This window comes from Spirosoma soli (genome assembly GCF_042684525.1).
GTDB lineage: Bacteria > Bacteroidota > Bacteroidia > Cytophagales > Spirosomataceae > Spirosoma > Spirosoma soli.
The window spans coordinates 382,346-402,045 of the sequence record NZ_JBHULN010000001.1 but is presented as its reverse complement, the minus strand read 5'-3'; the positions used below and the strand labels follow the sequence as shown (position 1 = coordinate 402,045).

15 protein-coding genes and 1 other RNA gene are annotated in these 19,700 nt (G+C 47.3%); 10 read left to right on the top strand and 6 right to left on the bottom strand.

Features of this window, described 5'->3' with window-relative positions; translation table 11 throughout:
• The first annotated feature begins 44 nt into the window (after positions 1-44).
• The 3 genes from ACFSUS_RS01540 to rnpB all read left to right on the top strand — a co-directional run bounded on the left by ACFSUS_RS01540 (position 45) and on the right by rnpB (position 3,150).
• Positions 45-1,076, top strand: coding sequence for a Smr/MutS family protein (locus ACFSUS_RS01540; RefSeq protein WP_381518104.1), 1,032 nt, complete (start codon positions 45-47; stop codon positions 1,074-1,076).
• A 124-nt stretch (positions 1,077-1,200) separates the two neighbouring features.
• Positions 1,201-2,580, top strand: a complete 1,380-nt coding sequence (locus ACFSUS_RS01535) for a DUF4403 family protein (RefSeq protein WP_381518102.1) — start codon at positions 1,201-1,203, stop codon at positions 2,578-2,580.
• Positions 2,581-2,672: 92 nt separating this feature from the next.
• An RNA gene (gene rnpB, locus ACFSUS_RS01530) (RNase P RNA component class A) lies at positions 2,673-3,150 on the top strand.
• Positions 3,151-3,242: 92 nt separating this feature from the next.
• Here rnpB and ACFSUS_RS01525 read toward each other — a convergent pair.
• Positions 3,243-3,890 (bottom strand): hypothetical protein, encoded by a 648-nt coding sequence (locus ACFSUS_RS01525; protein ID WP_381518100.1) that lies wholly within the window; start codon positions 3,888-3,890, stop codon positions 3,243-3,245.
• An 87-nt stretch (positions 3,891-3,977) separates the two neighbouring features.
• A complete protein-coding gene (locus ACFSUS_RS01520; protein WP_381518097.1) occupies positions 3,978-5,492 on the bottom strand; it encodes a glycosyltransferase family protein in 1,515 nt (504 codons plus the stop codon).
• 315 nt (positions 5,493-5,807) lie between these two features.
• On the opposite strand from ACFSUS_RS01520, the gene ACFSUS_RS01515 reads away from it, so the two are divergent.
• From ACFSUS_RS01515 to trmD, 3 genes are all read left to right on the top strand, one after another.
• Positions 5,808-6,380 carry a 30S ribosomal protein S16 gene (locus ACFSUS_RS01515; protein WP_381518094.1) on the top strand — a complete coding sequence of 191 codons (573 nt, stop codon included), beginning with the start codon at positions 5,808-5,810 and terminating at the stop codon, positions 6,378-6,380.
• A gap of 119 nt (positions 6,381-6,499) precedes the next feature.
• Entirely contained in the window at positions 6,500-7,099 is a 600-nt protein-coding gene (rimM, locus tag ACFSUS_RS01510) for a ribosome maturation factor RimM (RefSeq protein ID WP_381518091.1), read from the top strand.
• Complete coding sequence (trmD, locus tag ACFSUS_RS01505; protein ID WP_381518089.1) at positions 7,089-7,763, top strand: tRNA (guanosine(37)-N1)-methyltransferase TrmD; 675 nt, start codon at positions 7,089-7,091, stop codon at positions 7,761-7,763. The genes rimM and trmD overlap by 11 nt, the downstream gene beginning before the upstream one ends.
• Positions 7,764-7,767: 4 nt before the next feature.
• On the opposite strand, the gene ACFSUS_RS01500 is transcribed toward trmD, so the two are convergent.
• Entirely contained in the window at positions 7,768-10,404 is a 2,637-nt protein-coding gene (locus ACFSUS_RS01500) for a PAS domain S-box protein (protein ID WP_381518086.1), read from the bottom strand.
• A 191-nt stretch (positions 10,405-10,595) separates the two neighbouring features.
• On the opposite strand from ACFSUS_RS01500, the gene ACFSUS_RS01495 reads away from it, so the two are divergent.
• On the top strand, positions 10,596-10,997 hold the full coding sequence (locus ACFSUS_RS01495) for a response regulator (RefSeq protein ID WP_381518083.1): 402 nt from the start codon (positions 10,596-10,598) through the stop codon (positions 10,995-10,997).
• 14 nt (positions 10,998-11,011) lie between these two features.
• Here ACFSUS_RS01495 and ACFSUS_RS01490 read toward each other — a convergent pair whose 3' ends face one another.
• The 3 genes from ACFSUS_RS01490 to ACFSUS_RS01480 form a co-directional block, all read right to left on the bottom strand.
• Positions 11,012-13,228: a transglycosylase domain-containing protein gene (locus ACFSUS_RS01490; protein ID WP_381518081.1), complete on the bottom strand. Its 2,217-nt coding sequence runs from the start codon at positions 13,226-13,228 to the stop codon at positions 11,012-11,014.
• A gap of 107 nt (positions 13,229-13,335) precedes the next feature.
• On the bottom strand, positions 13,336-13,788 hold the full coding sequence (locus ACFSUS_RS01485; protein WP_381518077.1) for a GNAT family N-acetyltransferase: 453 nt from the start codon (positions 13,786-13,788) through the stop codon (positions 13,336-13,338).
• A 55-nt stretch (positions 13,789-13,843) separates the two neighbouring features.
• Entirely contained in the window at positions 13,844-14,872 is a 1,029-nt protein-coding gene (locus ACFSUS_RS01480; protein WP_381518073.1) for an RluA family pseudouridine synthase, read from the bottom strand.
• A gap of 56 nt (positions 14,873-14,928) precedes the next feature.
• Between ACFSUS_RS01480 and ACFSUS_RS01475 the strand changes: the two genes are divergently transcribed.
• The 3 genes from ACFSUS_RS01475 to ACFSUS_RS01465 all read left to right on the top strand — a co-directional run bounded on the left by ACFSUS_RS01475 (position 14,929) and on the right by ACFSUS_RS01465 (position 19,546).
• Entirely contained in the window at positions 14,929-15,831 is a 903-nt protein-coding gene (locus tag ACFSUS_RS01475) for a 1-aminocyclopropane-1-carboxylate deaminase/D-cysteine desulfhydrase (RefSeq protein WP_381518070.1), read from the top strand.
• Between the two features lie 423 nt (positions 15,832-16,254).
• On the top strand, positions 16,255-18,468 hold the full coding sequence (locus tag ACFSUS_RS01470; RefSeq protein ID WP_381518067.1) for a carbohydrate binding family 9 domain-containing protein: 2,214 nt from the start codon (positions 16,255-16,257) through the stop codon (positions 18,466-18,468).
• Between the two features lie 196 nt (positions 18,469-18,664).
• Positions 18,665-19,546: a helix-turn-helix domain-containing protein gene (locus ACFSUS_RS01465; protein ID WP_381518064.1), complete on the top strand. Its 882-nt coding sequence runs from the start codon at positions 18,665-18,667 to the stop codon at positions 19,544-19,546.
• The last annotated feature ends 154 nt before the right edge of the window (positions 19,547-19,700 follow it).

Below are 19,700 nucleotides of genomic sequence, written 5' to 3'. Positions count from 1 at the left end.
ATGTCCCCGTACGTTGTACTTTTGACAAATTGACTGACCCTTTTATGAATATTGGCGATAAAGTCCGATTACTACGGGCGAAAGAACAAGGTGTAGTATCGCGGTTTTTACCCGGCGATATGATCGAAATCGAAATTGAAGATGGTTTCCGGATTCCGGTTATGCGCTCGGAGTTAGTCGCCGTTTCTCCCCTGGAAGCTGAACGGCTTCTGAAAACGAGTACGTATGCTCCTCAGAAAGCAGCACCTTCATCGGCACCGACGATCCTGTCGAATCAGGGGATCTATCTGGCATTCGTACCCGTTAACGACCGGGAGTATACCTTACACCTGGTTAATAATACCGACTGGGAATTTCCTTATCTGATTGGCGAGGAATCGGCGGCTGTTGGGGGAGGGGTGCAGTTTATCGGCCTACAAAGCGGAGTGCTAAAGCCCAAGTCGCAGCAGAAAATGAACGAGTTGTACGTCCATGCTAAGTTCGAAGACTGGCCTACGTTTGTGGTGCAGGGCTTGTGGTTTAGGTCGGGTAAGTCGTCGTTGCGCCAACCGTTGATTAAACGCTTCAAAGCGAGAGCCGCTACGTTGTTTAAGGCTAAAGTAACTGTGCCGGTACTGAACCAGCCCGGTTTCCAAACCCAATTAGATGCCGAAACACCAGCCGAACAGCCGTCTCAGGCCCCCTCTAGCAACCGCAGTGCGCAACCCCGTCCTACTACCATTCGCCCAGATGAATTAAAGGCGGAGATGCTAAAGCCCAAAAATGATCCGTCAGCGGTATCTGTCGAGCGGCCGTCGGCAGTAGTTGATCTGCACGTTGAAGCGCTGCTACCGAAAGGCTCTGGTAATCGCACGCCAGCTGACTTGTTAGCCCTACAACTTGAAACATTCGAGAAAGCGCTTGAAAATGCAATTGCCAGTGGCATGAATAACATTACGTTTATTCATGGAGTTGGCAGCGGGGCATTGCGTACTGAATTACACCGCCGTTTAGGACAACATCCTAACGTTAAATTCTTCGAAGACGCCCAAAAGCAGAAATTTGGGTATGGAGCCACTAAGGTTACAATTAAATAGATTGATTAGCATGCTTTTTCAGTTTAGTGGCCTGTGTTCTCGCAGGTCACTTTTATATCAGCAGTTATGCCACTGGATTACGCTTTGGCGAACTTTAATCATTGCATTGTTTTTTGGGACATCTATGCTGGTCAGTTGTCAGTTAACAACGAACAAACTGACAACCAAAGCACCCAAAGAAGCTTATACTACCACCGAAATGGAAGTTCGTAACGAACGCTTTTTATCCACCGTTCACGTACCCGTGTCCATTGCCTTAAGCGACGTTGAGCGACAAATCAATGCGCAGGTCAACGGTCTGATCTATGAAGACAATAGCCTGGAAGACAACAACGACAAGCGCGAGGGTACACCGTTTATGGCAAAAGTCTGGAAGCGCGGGACCATTATTGTCAACGCCGAGGACAGCCTGTTTCACTTCACAGTACCACTAAAAATATGGGCTAAAGCGGGCGTATCAGTATTGGGCTTTACTCAATACAAGGAAACGGAGTTTGATATTGATTTACAGTTCAAAACAAAGTTTGATCTCGACCACGACTGGTCCGTACATACCCAGACACAAGCCGACGGCTACGGCTGGGTACGCAAACCGACGGTTAGTATCGTAGGAATCAATATTCCCATAACAAACATCGTAGGGCGAATTATTGATAAAAATCTGGGCACTATTACCAAAACGCTCGACCAGCAGATACGCCGAAATGTTAATTTGCGAACGCCCGTGCTTAAACTCTGGAATATACTGCGGGAACCTTACCTAATTTCGGAGAAATACCGCACGTATTTGCAGGCAGTTCCCAAGCGGGTACTGATTACACCGCTTCGTTTTGAAGGAAGAACCATTCGCGCTACGATTGGTATTGAAGGCTACACACTGACAACTACTGGCGCAAAACCCGACATTCGTCCGGCCGTATCGCTACCAGATTTAACGGTAGTGTCACAGGTACGCGACGATTTTCAGATCGGTTTGTTAAGCGAAGCCAGTTATCAGGAAGCAGCCAAACTGGCGGCTGAGGAGTTCGTGGGGAAGACCTACAGGTTCAATAATGATCGGTATAATGTCACCATCACAAGTATGGACATGTTCGGGCAGAACGAAAGCCTGATTATCAAAGCAGGCCTAAAAGGAACCATCAACGGTGACATTTACCTGCGGGGACGACCCTATTACGATCCTAAAGAACAGACTATCTCGCTCAAAGACCTCAAATATGATCTCGATACCCGGAACGTACTACAGCGATCGGCAAGCTGGTTGCTGCAGGGGACGTTTACGAAAACACTGGAAAAAAATCTTACGATCCCGGTCGGCTCTCAACTAGTCGATCTCCAAAAACGGCTACAGGAGCAGCTCAAGAACAATCAGGTGGCAAAAGGCATTACGATCAACGGCCGTATTGATCAAATTCAGCCCGACCAGGTGTACTTGACCCCAACGGCTCTATTGGCGGTGGTTAATGCAAGAGGACGTGTTGATGTGAAAGTTGAGGGTTTGTAATTATCATCGGTCGTCGTCAAATTGTTGTGCAGTGAAAAACAACAAATGACTATTTATGACGACGAATGACCGTATCTTTGTAGCCCCCAACCAATCCAGGCTGGCTTGTCGCGCCTGACCATTCAGGTGAGGAAAGTCCGGGCAGCGTAGAGCACCCTACTTCCTAACGGGAAGGCGGACGGCTGGGAACGGCCGTTCGACAGACAGGGCAACAGAAAACATACCGCCAGAATTAAAGAGTGAAAGGACGAAAGAGTGAAAGAGTAAAAGGCTACCGCAGCCAATTCACTCTTTTACTCTTTCACTCTTTCGCCTTTAAACTTGGTAAGGGCGAACCGGTGGGGTAAGAGCCTACCGCCCGGTGGGTGACCAACGGGGCACGGCAACCCTTAGGGGCTGAAAGACCAAATAAGCGTCGGACGCGCGGCTGCTCGTCGCCAGCGGTCCGTAAGGGCCAACACCGACGCGGGTAGGTCGAACGAGGTGTCGGGTGACCGGCATCCTAGATAAATGATAAGCCATTCGATGCAAATCGGAGGACAGAACCCGGCTTATAGGCCTGGATTGGGAGGGATTTTTTATCATTATTGGGTTTTGCGGGATGAAACAATAAGAGTTGATGCATTCTTGAAGACGCTCATCAGCAGTAAGGTATTGTTTCATCAAGTGTTGGCTACGAAATACCAGTGGTTTGTAACTTTTGTTATTTCTATTGGATCGTAGAAAATATAACTTCCTCTGTGTTGCCCTGATTTGATTTTCTTGATAACCTGCTCATTAGGTACATAAACAAATCCGGAAAAATTATCTGAAATTCCTCTAAAGGTAAAAAAGAATACGCATGTTTTTTCGCTGATTTCTTCTACAACTACATTGGGTTCACCGGCGGATAAGTTTGCGTACTCATTAGGTATTTGAACACTAGAAGATTTATTTACATCATAGTATATCTCTCTGGCTGTAATCATTTTAACTACCTTTTCTCTGTCGCCTTTCTTTAAAAGGAAATCAATGCCCAGTGTAAGTTTTGTGAATGGAAAGTATAGCATAAAAACAAATGCCGACAAACTAAACAAAAAAGGAGCATAGGGCTTATCCACTTGATTCCTGCGCCGGGCCCAGTACACTATTGATGAGATAAGAAAGGCGACCTGACCTAAATACATAATAAATAGTAAAGGCCCATATAAGAAAATAAAGGCTGAGTTAATTAATAGATTTTCACAAAACTTGATAAGTATAAACAAAGCTGTCCATCGAAAAGCTGGCTTAAATGAATCATATAACGTCGGCTCTATCTTGAACTTCATTACTTGTCGGAATAAAGGCCTAAGCCTAAACAGATGCGATACATTTAGCTTACTATTGATCAAATTTACTGGTCTATTTACAGTACATCAATTATCTTTTTTATAAAGGACCCAAATTTCATTAATAGTATTTACATTTTTTGCTTGTAAAAACCTGTTGATATTCCATAACATAGTAGAAGAATAAAACTGTGGTTTGAAGCCTAAGCTGTCCAAGTAAGTCAGTTTAGGTTTAGCATCGTTATACGTAGTAACCAGCCAAGCGTTCTTTAGATACTGGGCTGAATCTGCGTTGTAAAATTTAACTACCTTAATGTTTGGCGCGCTTCTGCGATAAAACGTTAAAGGAAGGCCACTTTCCGTTTGAAAAGGCGTCCGGGCCAGACAGTATATAGTTGGGTTTGACCCTTCAAATTTGTTAACCAACTTGCGGGAAAACTCAATTGATTGCGAATACGGATTGAGCGGTAATACCACAAACACCAGTATAGTGAGGCCTATACTAATAGTCAGTACTCCTTTTAGAAAGCTGCGGATTCTTTTTTGTGCGTGTTGATAATAGGTAATGAATGAGGGTAAGCCCCAACCGGTTATAATTGGCAGCACATTCAGCACTGGAAATATGAAACGTTCTTCTTTGTGAGCGACCAGGCAATGTCCTACAACAAAAAATACTACTGCGAAAACTAACGGTTGACGATACTGCTGTATAGCGCCTTTCAATGTATAATAAAAAAGAAAAAAGCTAATTGGTGGCGTACCAATAACCAGCGCTATCATGAAGATGTATACCAGAAAACTGGATGTACCAAACTCAGCTGCCTTACCTTCTAGAATATTTACCCTAAAGTAGTCATACGGAGTAAAAACAAACTGGTTATAGAAATGATAATCCAGAAATAGATTAAAGACTACTCCAAAACCAAAACCAATGGCCATTGGTATTAGACGAATATATTTCCGTTCAATGAACAGCATCCATACGCCAAAGCCAAGAATACCGAATGCAGTTTGAAAACGAAGATAAAACGCGAGGCTGAACAGAAAACCTATCAATAATACATACAGATATTTTTCTCCTTTTTTTTGATACAAAACAATAGCGCTGAAAAAGACAATGGACGAGGCCATTTCAGAACTAAACAGCGTACGAATGTAGGGGAGCGTCCAGGACAGATTGATTAGTAACAGTACTGGATACAGTAACTCCCGGTTGTGCTTGAAATAATAAATACCGATTGCATTGAACGTAATAAATGCCAGTAACCCGAATATAAGCCGCAGGATTGTTAGTTGTACATAAGCATCGTAGATATGAAAAAAGCGACAAATTTCAACAAACCCGGAGAACAAATACACCTGAAGCGTTGGCCGAATATGACTGTTTAACTCCCACACACTGGTAGCGCCAGAAGGCTCTCCCAGTTGCCAGGAAGAAAACTCGATGAGTTGGAAATGCTGGTCAGGATGTAGGTAACCTACCTGTGTAATACAAAAGACGATTTGAATAAGCAGAGAGAACAGAAACAGCCAACGTAAACGCGAATCTTGAGTGATTATTAGTAAGCCTTTTTCTCGTATACTGTTAAAAGAGGTCGACATTGAGCAGATGTGTATTGTCAGCGAAGAATGGACAGTTAAGCTGTGAGTTGATGTATTAGCTGCCCTTTTGTACCGGAAAAGTAGGGCTTTTCCGCCATTTGGGGGGCTGTTTCATGCTTTATTCTCGAAAATTTGACCCTGGTAGTTTGAGTAAGTGCCACGGGTTAGTACGTCTTTGTGGATCGTTTAGAACAAGAGAACCGAAAAATTCAGTTTACTTACAAAGTAAGTCGTTAAAGTCAGAATAATTTCCGTACCTTTGCGGCCACGTTTTACGCGGGGGATGCGTCCCCCATCAAAACCAAGCAAGCACAAATGGCTGTTAAAATTCGTTTAGCGCGTCGTGGACGCAAGAAAATGGCGATGTACGACATCGTAGTGGCAGAATCAACCTCTCCGCGCGATGGCCGGTTTATTGAGAAAATCGGTACGTATAACCCCAACACCGACCCTTCGACGGTCGCATTGAAGTCGGAACGGGCCGTTTATTGGCTCATGGTGGGCGCTCAGCCGACTGATACTGCTCGTTCAGTATTGTCGCACGAGGGTGTCATGTACCGCAAACACCTGCAGGTGGGCGTAAACAAAGGCGCTATTACGCAGGAGCAGGCCGATGAAAAATACTCAGCCTGGAAAGAAGATAAAGAAAATCGCAAAGCGGGGGCTGCTGAAACTAAAACCCAAACCAAAGAGCAGGCTCGTGCCGCTCGTTTGGAAGCTGAGCGTAAAGTAAACGACGCTCGCGCGGAGGCTATCGCCAAGAAAAACAAGGTTGAAGAGCCCACAGTGGACACTGCTGTGGCAGAGGCTCCGGCAACGGAAGACGCTCCGGCTGCTGAAGCGGCCACCGAAGAGACTCCAACCGCAGATGCTGCGGCAGCGGAATAGTTTTTCGGCTAAATTTGTTAATGAAGAGCCTGTTCTCCTGTGAGCAGGCTCTTTTTGTGTAGCGCGGCCGGAAGGTCGCTACTTTAATTAATCAATGCGGCTTTCCAGCCGCGTTACCCATGACAAAAGACGACTGCTATCAGCTTGGCCATATCACCAAAACGCACGGCGTCAGTGGTGAACTAGTGCTTTTTTTAGATGTCGACAACCCTGCCGAATATGCCGATCTGGAGTCGGTGTTACTGGAGGTGAGGGGAGAGTTGATTCCTTATTTCATTGAATCGATTGCCATTGTAAAAGGTAGCCGCGCTATTATCGCCTTTGAAGACGTAGACACCATTGAACAAGCTGAGCGGCTTATCAACTGTGGAGCTTATCTACCCCTGGAAGAATTAGAACCGATCACGGATGAAACCCGGTTTTATTTTCATGAGATTGTAGGCTATCAGGTTGTCGATGCTGAAAAAGGTGAATTAGGTATCGTTCGGGGCGTGTACGCCATGAACGCGCAGGATCTGATTGCCATGGACTACTTAGACAAAGAAGTGTTGATTCCTATCAACAGCGACATCGTTCGAACAGTGGACCGCGACAAGCAGAAGTTGAACGTGGCGCTACCCGACGGTTTGCTGGAGATTTATATGGAAGACAACACCGACAAGCCGGATGCGGCCCACTCTGAGGTAGACGGCGATATTGACGATACGGATGAGGATTGATATTATCACCTGCCTGCCCCGACTGCTGGATAGCTTCTTCGCCCATTCTATTCTACAGCGGGCGCAGCAGGGCGGCTACGTAGAGGTAGTCGTGCATGACCTGCGCGACTACACCGCCGATAAACACCGGCGTGTGGATGATTACGCGTTTGGCGGAGGAGCCGGTATGGTTATGCAGATTGAGCCAATCGCCCGGTGTATTCGTGCTCTGCAAGCTGACCGGACTTACGACGAAATTATTTATATGACGCCCGATGGGGAGCGTTTGAATCAGCGAACAGCCAATGCACTCTCATTGCGACAAAACCTGATTATCCTTTGTGGCCACTATAAAGGCGTCGACGAGCGGGTTCGCGCGCTATTTATTACCAAGGAGATCAGCATCGGCGATTACGTATTGTCAGGGGGGGAATTGGCCGCCTGTGTGCTGTCTGATGCCATCATTCGTTTATTGCCAGGGGTTTTAAACGATGAAACGTCTGCTTTGACCGACTCATTTCAGGACAACTTGCTGGCTCCTCCCGTGTACACACGACCGGCTGAATTTGAAGGGCATCGGGTACCAGACATCTTACTTTCCGGCCACGAAGCGAAGATTGATGAGTGGCGACATGAGCAGGCGCTGGAGCGGACGCGAATACGGCGCCCCGATTTGCTGGAATAACTCGCTAATCTTGTTTTAAGGGCAAAATAACCGTGAAGGTGGCTCCTTGGTTGGGTATGCCATCGGCATAAATGAAGCCGTGGTGGTTATCTACAATTTTCTTACAGATAGCCAACCCAATTCCTGTACCGCCGTACCGCGCTCCGTGGAGACGCTGAAAAAGGCCGAAAATCTTTTCCCGGTAGGTTTCGTCGAAGCCAATGCCATTGTCCCGAACATGAATACTCACGTAATCGGACGCTTTAATATGAAATCGGTTTGATTCAGATTCGCTGACGGGTGCTTGCTCAATATGAACTAGTGGTGTGGCGCCAGCACTAAATTTAAGCGCGTTACTAATCAGATTTTGGAACAGTTGGTGAATCTGTCCCGTGTTCGCTTCAATAGTGGGAAGTTCACCGACTTGCACTTTGCCCCCTTTCTCAAGGATATTGATTTCCAGATCGTCTGTTATGCGCCGAATGACATCGCTTAGATCTGTATCAGTATAAATAAGGGATTGATATGATAACTTGGACAGGTTCAACACGTCATCGACCAAATCCTGCATTCGGCCCGAAGCATTGATCATTCGATTAAAATAATCCAGTTCAACATCATCGAGCTTGTCCGCGGCTGTTGTCTGCAAAATATTACCAAACGCCTGAATCTTGCGAAGAGGTTCTTTCAGATCGTGCGAAGCGACCGACGCAAACTGCATAAGGTCGAAGTTGGAGCGCTCCAGGTTGTAGTTGGCTTTACGGAGCGCTTCAGTACGTTCGTTTACCCGCGCTTCGAGCGCTTCGTTTAGCGTTTTGTTTTCGTGAATGTCTATGCAACCCCCAATGTATCCTTCAAAATGGCCGTTGGCTGTAAAACGGGGTGTTGCCGAATCCGCAATCCAGCGGTACTCGCCATCGTGCCGACGAAGCCGGTATTCCATGTAGAACGGTTGACGGGCGTCGAACGAGGTTGTGTAAGTAGTTAGACAGCGCTTCAGGTCATCTTCATGCACCCCTGCCGTCCAGCCATTACCGTATTCCTGCTCCATAGTCCGACCCGTGAAGGCAAGCCAACTGTTGTTGAAAAACGTACATAGTTTGTCAAGGCCCGACATCCAGATCATAACCGGCGCCGTGTCGGCCACCGTACGGAAGCGGGCTTCACTTTCTTCAAGCTTTTGGCGGGCAACCACAGATTGGGTAACTTCATTGGTAACCACCAACACACTGTTTACCCGGCCGTCAGAATCGTGAATGGGTTGGTACGATGCACTAAAATAGGCAGTTTCTAAAGTGCCCCTGCGGAACAGCGTCGTCATCTGATCGGTGACGGTAGCGGGCTGGCCCGTTTGCAGTACGTTCTGCAGGAGTTCCTCAATGCCAAGTTGGCGGGATTCATTGATGACTTTAAACAGGGGGTTGCCTATCATTTGCGATGCTTCCCGATCCCAGATCTGGTACTGCCGTTCGTTGGCAAGCTCCACAATGAATTCTGGACCGCGAAGAATACAAATGGCGACCGGGGCTTGTTCGAACAATAAACGAAGCTGCTTATTAGCCTCGGTCTGGATCATGAACTTAGTTCGCTCCACCTCTAACTGGGCCTGTGCCTGAGCGCGTTCTTCCTCTAAAACGGCTGCGTTCGAAAAAGCCGTTACGATGTAGTTAGCTAGCGATTCAAAAAATAACTGATAATCGCCATCGTAAGCTTGATGGGGATTAACGCCTACAATTAGTAAGCCATAAGCCTGGTCTCGACCTGGTTGGTAAACTGGTAGCACATAAGCCTCGCAGACCATTTCCGGCCAATCCTTTGATGGCTCATTCCTGGTTAACAGAGTATCAGCGTTGTTTGAAAGGCTGGTTAATCGTTGGGGCTGTCGGGTGTGGAGAGCATGCGCCAAGCCTGCCCATTGAGTGGATGCGGCCTGGGTCAAATCAATAACAGCTGGAGCGTCAATGGCGTAACTCTCCGCGCGAACACTATCGATCAGTCTGACTTCTTGCGAATTTTTCTGCACCTGATACAGTAACGCAAAGGGAACATCTTTGGCGTTGTGCGCTAGAGTATGCCTGAGCATTTCGCTTATCTGCTGGTCTGTTTTTACATGGGCAACATAGGCGGCTACATCACGTAATGTCTGAGAGCGACGTTCCCGAATGACCCGGTCTGTAGTTTCTGAAATGGTTACCAGTACGCCCCCCGTCTGACCATCTTCGAGTCGAATTGGACTGTATGAGAAGTCAAAATAACACTCTTCCAAAAAGCCGTTACGATATAAAGGAGCCAGGAAATCGTCAAATACAACGGCCTGCCCTGTCATGACCTGATTGAAAAGTGGCCCGATAGAATCCCATATCTCAGCTAAAATGTATTGAGCGCTGGCACCCATTGCCTGAGGGTGCTTTAAGCCAATCATAGGCCGATAGCCATCATTGTAGAGCATGGTGAACGCTGGTCCCCAGGCAATGGCCATCGGAAAGCGGGTATCCAGCATAATATTCACGGCCGTACGTAACGTAAGAGGCCACGTTTCCGGCGGACCGATGGGCGTTTTAGTCCAATCCATCTTTCGGATAAGATGGCCCATTTCACCACCATCAGCCAGGAAAGGATTGTAAGAGGTCGGTTGAGCAGGTATCAAAATATTGAAAGACAAAAGGATACTTTCAAAAGTACATATTTTAGCTTGCCCCGAAGAAATATGTTAGTTAATTACGTCTATAGGAAGATAGGAAACATTCAATTACTATTGTACTATCATTCTGATCATCAGTTTGTTAAACTTTCATTCGACAAACTGGTGGTTAGGGCACAAAACTTAGTAAAACGCTAACCACTGTCCATTCTATGGAAGAGACATTACACATTTTGCTGATCGAAGATGATCAGGACGATATTGATTTGTTTCGCTATGCGTTAAAAGCGAAGTGCGTTCACTGCAAACTCGCCGTTATCATGCAGGGCGACGAAGTAGCTCCTTACCTGGCAGCGGCTACTGAGCAGCCTGATGTAATTGTCATGGACCTGAATTTGCCGATGGTGCATGGGCGAGAGGTGCTTAAGCTCATTAAACAAGCGGAGGGCTATCGGGATACCCCAGTCGTAATACTGACAACTTCGTCAGCGCGCGAAGATCGTGAATACTGCTTAGCGCTGGGGGCAGATGACTTTATTACGAAGCCGACGTCTGTGGATGCGTTCAATGCAACTATCACTACGGTTGAGAAATTAGCGCTCGCCAATAAATAATCAAAACGGTACATTTATTGACTACCGTTCTCCTGTTCTAATCGCTGCTGTTCTTCGCGTTCGCGACGTTTCCGTTCCCGCCTTTCCAGCCGTAGTTGTCTGCGACTTTTTACCGTGTCCGTTGGTGCTGCTTCAACGGGAGCGTCTGTGCTTGGGCGATCTGGCTGAACGGTGGGTTGGTTATCGGTTCGCCCGCTATTACCTCTAAACAGTCGCCGGAAGAAGCCCCCCAGACCATTCGTTTCCTCCTGTTCCTCGTCGACATCATTGTTGATCGGGTCAATCAACAAACTATCCGTTGGGGAGAGTGAATCGACGGGGGCCACCTGCCGACGTAATCCTTCACGCAACCGAACATCGTAGAAGCCGTAAGCGCCAGAGTCAGGAGCTGTTAAACCGCGTCGGGCCATAATTCGGCCAATAAGCCGAAAATAGCCTCGTACGTTACGTACCTGAAGAGTACCATCGGGCAAGAACCAGTCGAGCGCCCGTTTCGGACGTGGCACCACAAACGCCAGAAAGATACTCTCGCCCAGCGTCAGATAAGCCGGGCTCTTGCCGAAATAGTACCGCGATGCTTCGCCGATGCCGTAGATATTACGGCCCCACTCAATGATGTTCAGGTAAACCTCATACATGCGATCCTTCGGAACGATGTGCTCGTTTTCGATCAACCAGACAATTAAAATCTCCTCCACCTTGCGGGAAAGAGTCTTGTTGCGGTTCAGGAAAGCGTTCTTTACCAATTGCATGGAGATCGTACTGGCCCCGCGCTTAAACGATTTCTCTTTAAAGTTTGTCGCAATTGATACGCGAAAGGCTTTCTCATTGAAGCCCTTGTGGGTGAAGAAATTATAGTCTTCTGAGGTCAGGAGGGCGTTGCGCAAATCGGGCGCAATCTGATTTAAGGGCGTATAGTCTGGGTTTTCTGGGCCGACAACAATAGGCCGGACGGGCTTGCCTTTTTCGTAAGGGGTATAAACGAACGGCCGGTTAATGGCGGCAAAGTCAGTGCGGCCCATCTTCAGAACCTTAAAACCATCGGAGGTTAGACCGGAGTTGAATTTAACCGAGTCGGGCAGCGACGTGTCTAACTGAAATGCCAGGTCATATCTAAGTTTACCAGTCACTTGCATGCCTTCCAGCGACTCGAACAAGCCTTGTGGAAACGAGTTGAACAGGGCCTGGGCGTCCATTGGGTCTGTATGCAACTGCACTTCATACACTTTAGTGGGTTTAAGCGTGTATTTCAGAAACGGTCGGGCGCTGACTTGACCTAAACGGAGCGTTGAGGAGCTATCGATGCCGACGTAGTTCTCTCCAACGAATACATTGGCGTCCATGGAAGCCTCAGGTACCAATACATCGGTACGGGCAATGGCGGGGTGGTTGATGCGTAAGTTACGCACGGAACCAGCGCCTTCAAGCCGGAACTCCCCTCCAGAGCGACCCACATCGCGGAGTTCGGCCCGCAGCGTGTCGGCCTGTAGTTTCAGCTTGTATTTTTCGAAGATGTAAGGCAGTTCGAGTGGTTTCCCCTCAGCATAGAGCGCAACGTTGTATTCGCGGTCGGCCGGGTCCGCCGTTCCGGTTACGTGCCAGGTAGCCTGATTTCCATTGACTTTAAGGGTCGAGTTAACGGCCTCATCCGCAATGTAGGCTGTCTGCGTGAGTAAGCTGACGGTGTCTTTGTTGTCCATACCTCTAAACTCCAGATTGCGGACGTTGAGGTCATCTGGAATCTTGGACAACACATTGTCGATGATGTTTTCGGCAACATCAGACAGGTCCGTTCTCCGACTCGACGTTACCGTAGAGTCCTTGCGTTTACGGCGTAGCAAGAAATCAATATTCGTGAGCGAGTCACGTTTGACAACCTGTACCAGACCATTATCGAGGGTTAGCCCCGAGAGTGCTACCTTACCCATGAGGAGTGGCCAGAAACGAACGCTTACTTCGGCTTTTTCGATACGTGCGAGGCTATCCCGGTTATCAGGTACGACCGAAATATCGGAGAAGGCCAACGAACTGAAGCCTGTAAACCTGGCTGAACCAATATGAACGTTGAGTGTGTAATCCCGCTTTGCCTTGCGAATGGCCCGGTCTAAGGCGGTTTGCAGCAAGCTTTCACGCTTGGAATAGGCAATGCCAACCCCTGCAACAGCCAGCAAAAAAATACCCAGGAAAATCCATCCGGCAATGCGGAGTGCCTTACGTTGACGATACGTCATGCTTAATCTCTAGTCGGAAGCGCAAAGATAGGGTTTTTAGGCATAGGGCTGGGGGCATAGGGCCAAGGAAGCGTAAAACCCCTTCGCCCTGAGCCCCCAGCCCTATGCTAGAAGTCTAAATGGCAATTTGTCCAGCCGTCGTCGAAGCGGGTACCGAATTGTTGATAGAAACCAATGGCAGGCTGGTTCCAATCCAGAACCTGCCACATCATACCGGTGCATTTGGTTTCGTGAGCCATCTCAATAGTCGCGTCGAGCAGAAGTTTGCCGATGCCATACCCCCGAAAATCTTCGGTTACAATGATATCTTCAAGATACAGCCGCTTGCCCTTCCAGGTTGAATACCGAAAGTAATAAATCGACATGCCTACGATTTTCTGCGTGTCAGAATCTTCGGCTACGAGGATTCCAAACAAAGGGTTCGGCCCGAACCCATCTTCGGCCATCTGCTCGGCGGTGTTGGTAACCTGATCAGCGGCTTTTTCGTAGACGGCAAGTTCAGTAACCAGGGCAAAGGCCTGTGGAATATCGGCACGGGTGCCAGGGCGAATTGAAATCATGGTTGTGTTAGGTGTAGTTGGTGGTAGATTGGTGCAGTTAGTTAAGTGAGCTCACTCACGGTACTACGTACTTGCGCCATTTATCGAGGACGGCCTGAAAATCGTCAGGTAAGTCGGAGTCGAATTGGAGCCACTGCTGGGTACTCGGATGCATAAATCCAAGCGATTTAGCGTGCAAGGCCTGCCGTGGCAGAAGCTTAAAGGCGTTCTCGACAAAGGTTTTATAGCTGCCAACGGGGTTGCCTCGCAGGACACGATCACCGCCGTACATGACATCATTGAACAACGGGTGACCAATGTGCTTGAAGTGAGCGCGAATTTGGTGCGTACGGCCCGTTTCCAGATTGCACTGTACCAGGGCGACGTAACGTAACGGCTCAAGGGTCTTGTAGTGGGTAACCGACCATTTGCCTTTGGTTTCATCGTCGTAGATCGTCTGCACTTTACGATCTTTTGCCGAACGGCCAATGTAGCCTTTAATGGTACCGTCGGCTGGTTCGGGTACGCCCCAGGTAAGCGCGTTGTAGGTACGCTCGATGCTGTGCTCAAAAAACTGCCGCGCCAGGTGGGTCATCGCGTATTCGGTCTTGGCAATAACCATGAGCCCCGATGTATCTTTATCAATTCGGTGGACCAAACCTGGTCGAATATCACCGTTTCGCGACGTGGGCAGGTTTTGAAAATGATACACCAGAGCGTTTACCAGGGTGCCCTCCCAGTTGCCGTGGGCCGGATGGACAACCATACCCGCCGGTTTGTTAAGCACCAGCAGATCATCGTCCTCGTAGTGAATAGTGAGCGGAATATTTTCGGGCTTGATATCAGTATCACGCGGGGGATGCGGCAGCGAAATCGTGATCACATCCGACGGCTTGATCTTGTAGCTGGCCTTGGTCACGTTACCATTGACCCGGACTGATTCGACATCGATAGCTGCCTGAATTTTGGTGCGCGTTGCGTTTTGCAACCGATCCATCAGGAACCGGTCGATACGTAGCGGGCTCTGGCCTTTGTCCACCACAATGCGGTGATGCTCGTATAAATCGTCGTCCTCTTCTAAAATTTCTTCGCGCTCGTCTGTCACAGATTCCCCCGATTAACGCAGATTTAGGCCGTTAATCAAGTCACGAAGATACACAGATGCCGAATATAAAGCAGCGATTCGCCACGTTTGCGGCCGAGTCACCCCTCCAGTTACTAGCCGATCCATTCCCCGAACGGGTGGATATCAAGCTGTTTCTCAAGCGTGATGACCTGTTGCATCCGCTGGTATCGGGCAATAAGTGGCGTAAGCTTAAGTACAACTTGTTGGCAGCTAAAGAGCAGGAGTATGATACGTTGCTAACGTTTGGGGGAGCTTACTCAAATCATCTGTATGCCACGGCCGCGGCTGGTCAGGTGTTTGATTTTCGGACAATCGGTATCGTTCGGGGCGACGAACTGGCCACTGCTCCCCGGAATTCGACCTTAGCGTTCTGCGAAGCCTGCGGTATGCGTCTTCACTTCGTTAATCGCACAGACTACCGGCGTAAGGACGAACCCGATTATTTACGGGAGCTACAGAATATGTTCGGAACGGGTTACGTATTACCGGAAGGCGGGACCAATGAGCTGGCGATGCAGGGAACAGCCGAAGTTGTGCCCGAAATAATAACGCAATTAGGGCAGATATCCGACTACATCTGCTGCCCGGTCGGAACCGGGGGCACTGTAGCGGGACTGGCGAGAACAGCACCAGACCAAACAACTGTGCTAGGCTTTTTATCGATAAAGGCCCCCGATTTTCAGTTACCCATATCAAGTCCATCGGTTCAATTGTTGACTGATTATTCTTTTGGGGGATACGCAAAAACAACTCCGGACTTACTGACCTTTATAAAAACGTTTGAGCGCCGAACGGGGGTATTACTGGAGCAAGTGTACACAGGTAAAATGCTCTACGGTATCTATGATTTAGCTCGGCAAGGTTATTTTGCCGATGGCGCAACGGTTGTGGCCGTGCATACCGGTGGTTTGCAGGGGAGAAGTCGGGCGCTTGATTAGTTACTTGGCTTCATTAAGCCTTTACTTATAACTTATCGGTTGTTCCTCGTTCGGCATTTTTACGGTCAAGTCGGGCAATAAGTGATTGTTTCTTCGGGTCGTTTCTATACTCCTCAATCGCCTTCTGCCCGCTTGTTAGCTACCATCTGAGGTAACGTTGTTAACGCCCGTTCACATGGTGCGTCCTATTTAGTGATTTCTTCGGTTGCCATGATTACAGCATTGCTTACCCGAATGCAAAACTGATGTATACAGACAAACCTTCATAAATAGGCATGTTTCTGTAATGTTACGGCTCGTAACATCCAATCACTTTCCTATGTAAAGCAATTTGAAAAACTTTTACCTCCAATATCATGAATTTGGAAGCAAAGGTAAGGCTTTCCTTAGACGTTTGTCCCAAGACCGGACATCCATCTAATCATGCGCTTCCTTTTTCAGCTTCCATACTTTGTTACACTCGTCTGCTTGTTTTTGGCACCGTGGGCACTAGCCCAGAACGTAGATTTTAGCCAACAATTTCATTTGACTATTCAGCATACCATGACCCAGATTAATGTGGATGGTGTGCTAAACGAAGCCGCATGGCAACAGGCCGAAAAAACATCGCCTTTTTGGGAAAGTAAACCGAATGATAAAGAACTGGCCAAAGCCCAAACTAGGGTTCAAACAACCTACGATGATAAGTACCTCTACATCGCGGCCCATATTGTCTGTTCCAACTTTACAGCACAAACTCGGAAGAGAGATCAGGCTTTTTGGGAGAGCGAAAGCTTTGCTGTGATTCTAGATCCCATGAATCGAAAGTCGAATGGCTTTTTCTTCGGCGTGTCTGTTAACAACGTTCAGTCAGACGACAACCTGACCAGTACATTGTTCAATGAGATGTCGTTCTCCTGGAATAACAAATGGCTGTCAGCGACACAACGATATGATACTTGTTGGACGGTAGAAATCGCGATCCCGTTGAAAATTCTTCCTTATAAATCCCAGAATCTGGCTTGGGGCATAAACTTTTTAAGGGTCGACTTTGGCAATAACCAAATTACAACCTGGACCAAAGTACCGGTTAACTTCTGGCCCATCGACCTAGGCTATACCGGAACATTACGCTGGCAGGAGACCCCGCCAATCCAATCGAAAAACGTAGCTCTGATTCCTTACCTGACCGAACAGATTGAAGCTGATAGCCTACAGACGCGCCACACACCTAGCGCTGGACTTGATGCTAAAGTGGCTTTGAACTCAGCGCTTAATCTTGACATCACCCTGAACCCTGACTTTTCGCAGATTGAAGTAGACGCTCAGCAAACCAACTTGGGACGTTTTAGTCTGTTTTATCCCGAACGCCGGAATTTTTTCCTGGAAAATGGCGACATATTTGGTAGCTATGCCATTCCCTGGTATATGACGCCGTTTTTCTCCCGACGAATTGGCCTTGACAAAGCAGGAAACGCTGTGCCCATTTTGTACGGCGTCAGACTTTCCGGGAATGTAACTAGTGCTCTGCGCATTGGTGCTATGAACATGCACACGAGGGCCAATGAGATAGTTCCGGGACAAAACTACACGGCCATCTCTGCCTATTATCGGTTGCTGAAACGGTCAACCTTAAAAGGCTATGTGCTGAGCCGGGTCGCGATTGACCCAAAAAAAGAAAAAAACGTGTCAGCTGTTGATGCCTATGGTCGCAATACAGGACTGGAATTCCAGTATATCAATCAGTCAGGTAAACTCTCCTTCACGCCGAGTGTGCATTATTCGGCTAAATCAGGCATCAGGACTGACAATTGGTTCTATAACTTACAGGGTCGATACCGGAGTCGAAATATGCAATTATTTTCGGATTTCATTCGGGTAGGAACCAACTATTACGCCGATATGGGTTTTTCAACCCGTCTGGAAACCTACGACCTGAAACGGGATACGACTTTTCAAGTGGGCTTCAGCGAGTTTTATAACCGGTTCGACTATTTTATTCGTCCCAAAAGGTCAGTGCTTAATACCATCAATTTCAAGATTTGGGACAGCCACGTCTGGAATCCAGACGGCAGTCAGAATGAGATTATTAAAGAGTTTGGCACCCAATTCGACTTTAAAAATCGCAGCTACTTAAACCTCACCGTCAATCACAGTAGCGTCAACATCAGGTATCCGTTCAGGGTGACAGACGCACTGATGGTTGACAAGGGAAGCTACCGGTTTTCAATGCTTAAAGCAGAGTACAGCTCGTCTAACATCAAACCCATATACTATACCATAAATGTTGGAAGAGGAGGCTACTATGGTGGTACAATCCAAACGGTGAAAGCTGGATTGACCTACCGAGTACAGCCTTGGGGAAATATGGGGCTCAATACGGAGTACAATCAACTCACCCGGTACGGTATTACCGAAACAATCTGGCTGATTAGCCCTAAGGTGGAAATCAATTTCTCGACGAGCTTATTCTGGACCACCTTTTTACAATATAATACGCAGCTCAATAACGTAAACGTTAATAGCCGTTTTCAATGGCGCTACAAGCCGATGTCCGATGTATATTTGGTTTATACCGATAATTATTTTGTCGATCCGTTACTCAAGAATAAAAATCGAGCGCTTGTCCTGAAATTCAATTACTGGTTAAATCTTTAACCATCATAATCATTTCGATGACCATTTTTCTACTCACTGTCGTATGTCGTTACCTACTTACCTACTATCAAGCCTGACCAGCTTAGGGCTTTTGCTGAGTTTGGGCCTGTCCTTTTTTTTATTCCGATACAAACGGCCAAACTCTTTTGTTAATAAATTGCTTGCAGGCCTATTGTTCGCCATTAATCTGCGCGTAATGAAGCCTATTTTTTTGCTTTATGCCGAACTTCCGCTCTGGCTTGAGCAATGTGGGATCATAGCGATGCTTATCGCACCTGTATTGTTATTCCTGCACCTGAAAGCCCTGCTCGAAAACAAAAAACGACTGGTGCTTTTTGACTTCCTGCATTTGGGTGGTGGGCTTTTCTATATCTTTCTTTCATTCCCGGATTTCAGTTTTAATTCACATTTATATCCGTTTGTGCTAGCCCAGAATCTTGTGTATTGGGGAGCGTGTGTTTATTTAGTTACTGCCCATTACCAAGCGCAGCAACAAGCCACCTATCAATGGTCAATCACCTTGGTTGCGGCCATTGGCGTAATTATTGGAAGCTATTTATTCGCGTATGTCTATGATGGTAGTATCTTTTTCATGTGTACCACGTCTACTCTTTCCTACTCGGTGATTGTGTGTGGTTTAGTGTGGTTACTTGCTGGCAAAAAGCTGGTTTTTGCCGATCCTATACCTATCAAATACAAAAACTCAACGATCGAAGCCGATCAGAAAACTACGCTTTTTAACAAGATAAAGGAGTCGGTTGAGTATCAGCAACTGTATTTAGATCCAGAATTGACGTTGCAACTGCTCAGCCAACGGACCAGTATCCGACTGAGGGATATTTCGCAGGTGGTGAATGAACAAACTGGTACCAATTTCTCGGATTGGATCAATGGTTACCGGATTGAGGTCGCCCGACAAAAGTTGGTGTCTGCTGAATTTGAAAACGCTAAAGTAGTCACGATTGCCTTTGAGACTGGGTTCAATACGTTATCCTCTTTTAATGCTGTCTTTAAGGCCAAAACGGGTTTTACACCCACTGAATACCGCAACTTTCATCGTCTGAATAACCCCAATTAGGTGTCTCGCTTTTCTATTGAGGGGCAGACAACATGTATATCGTCTTGAAAGCGGTTACATAGGGACAAATCGATACTTTGGTGACAGAAACCTGAGTAAGTTTCTGATAACCTGTGTACAAGTGACTATTGGTCAGTAGAATTGTTATGGGAAG

Coding starts and splice junctions, on each gene's coding strand:
- ACFSUS_RS01540 (WP_381518104.1), top strand. CDS start 45: ATGAATATTGGCGATAAAGTCCGATTACTACGGGCGAAAGAACAAGGT.
- ACFSUS_RS01535 (WP_381518102.1), top strand. CDS start 1,201: ATGCTGGTCAGTTGTCAGTTAACAACGAACAAACTGACAACCAAAGCA.
- ACFSUS_RS01525 (WP_381518100.1), bottom strand. CDS start 3,890: ATGAAGTTCAAGATAGAGCCGACGTTATATGATTCATTTAAGCCAGCT.
- ACFSUS_RS01520 (WP_381518097.1), bottom strand. CDS start 5,492: ATGTCGACCTCTTTTAACAGTATACGAGAAAAAGGCTTACTAATAATC.
- ACFSUS_RS01515 (WP_381518094.1), top strand. CDS start 5,808: ATGGCTGTTAAAATTCGTTTAGCGCGTCGTGGACGCAAGAAAATGGCG.
- rimM (WP_381518091.1), top strand. CDS start 6,500: ATGACAAAAGACGACTGCTATCAGCTTGGCCATATCACCAAAACGCAC.
- trmD (WP_381518089.1), top strand. CDS start 7,089: ATGAGGATTGATATTATCACCTGCCTGCCCCGACTGCTGGATAGCTTC.
- ACFSUS_RS01495 (WP_381518083.1), top strand. CDS start 10,596: ATGGAAGAGACATTACACATTTTGCTGATCGAAGATGATCAGGACGAT.
- ACFSUS_RS01490 (WP_381518081.1), bottom strand. CDS start 13,228: ATGACGTATCGTCAACGTAAGGCACTCCGCATTGCCGGATGGATTTTC.
- ACFSUS_RS01485 (WP_381518077.1), bottom strand. CDS start 13,788: ATGATTTCAATTCGCCCTGGCACCCGTGCCGATATTCCACAGGCCTTT.
- ACFSUS_RS01475 (WP_381518070.1), top strand. CDS start 14,929: ATGCCGAATATAAAGCAGCGATTCGCCACGTTTGCGGCCGAGTCACCC.
- ACFSUS_RS01470 (WP_381518067.1), top strand. CDS start 16,255: ATGCGCTTCCTTTTTCAGCTTCCATACTTTGTTACACTCGTCTGCTTG.
- ACFSUS_RS01465 (WP_381518064.1), top strand. CDS start 18,665: ATGAAGCCTATTTTTTTGCTTTATGCCGAACTTCCGCTCTGGCTTGAG.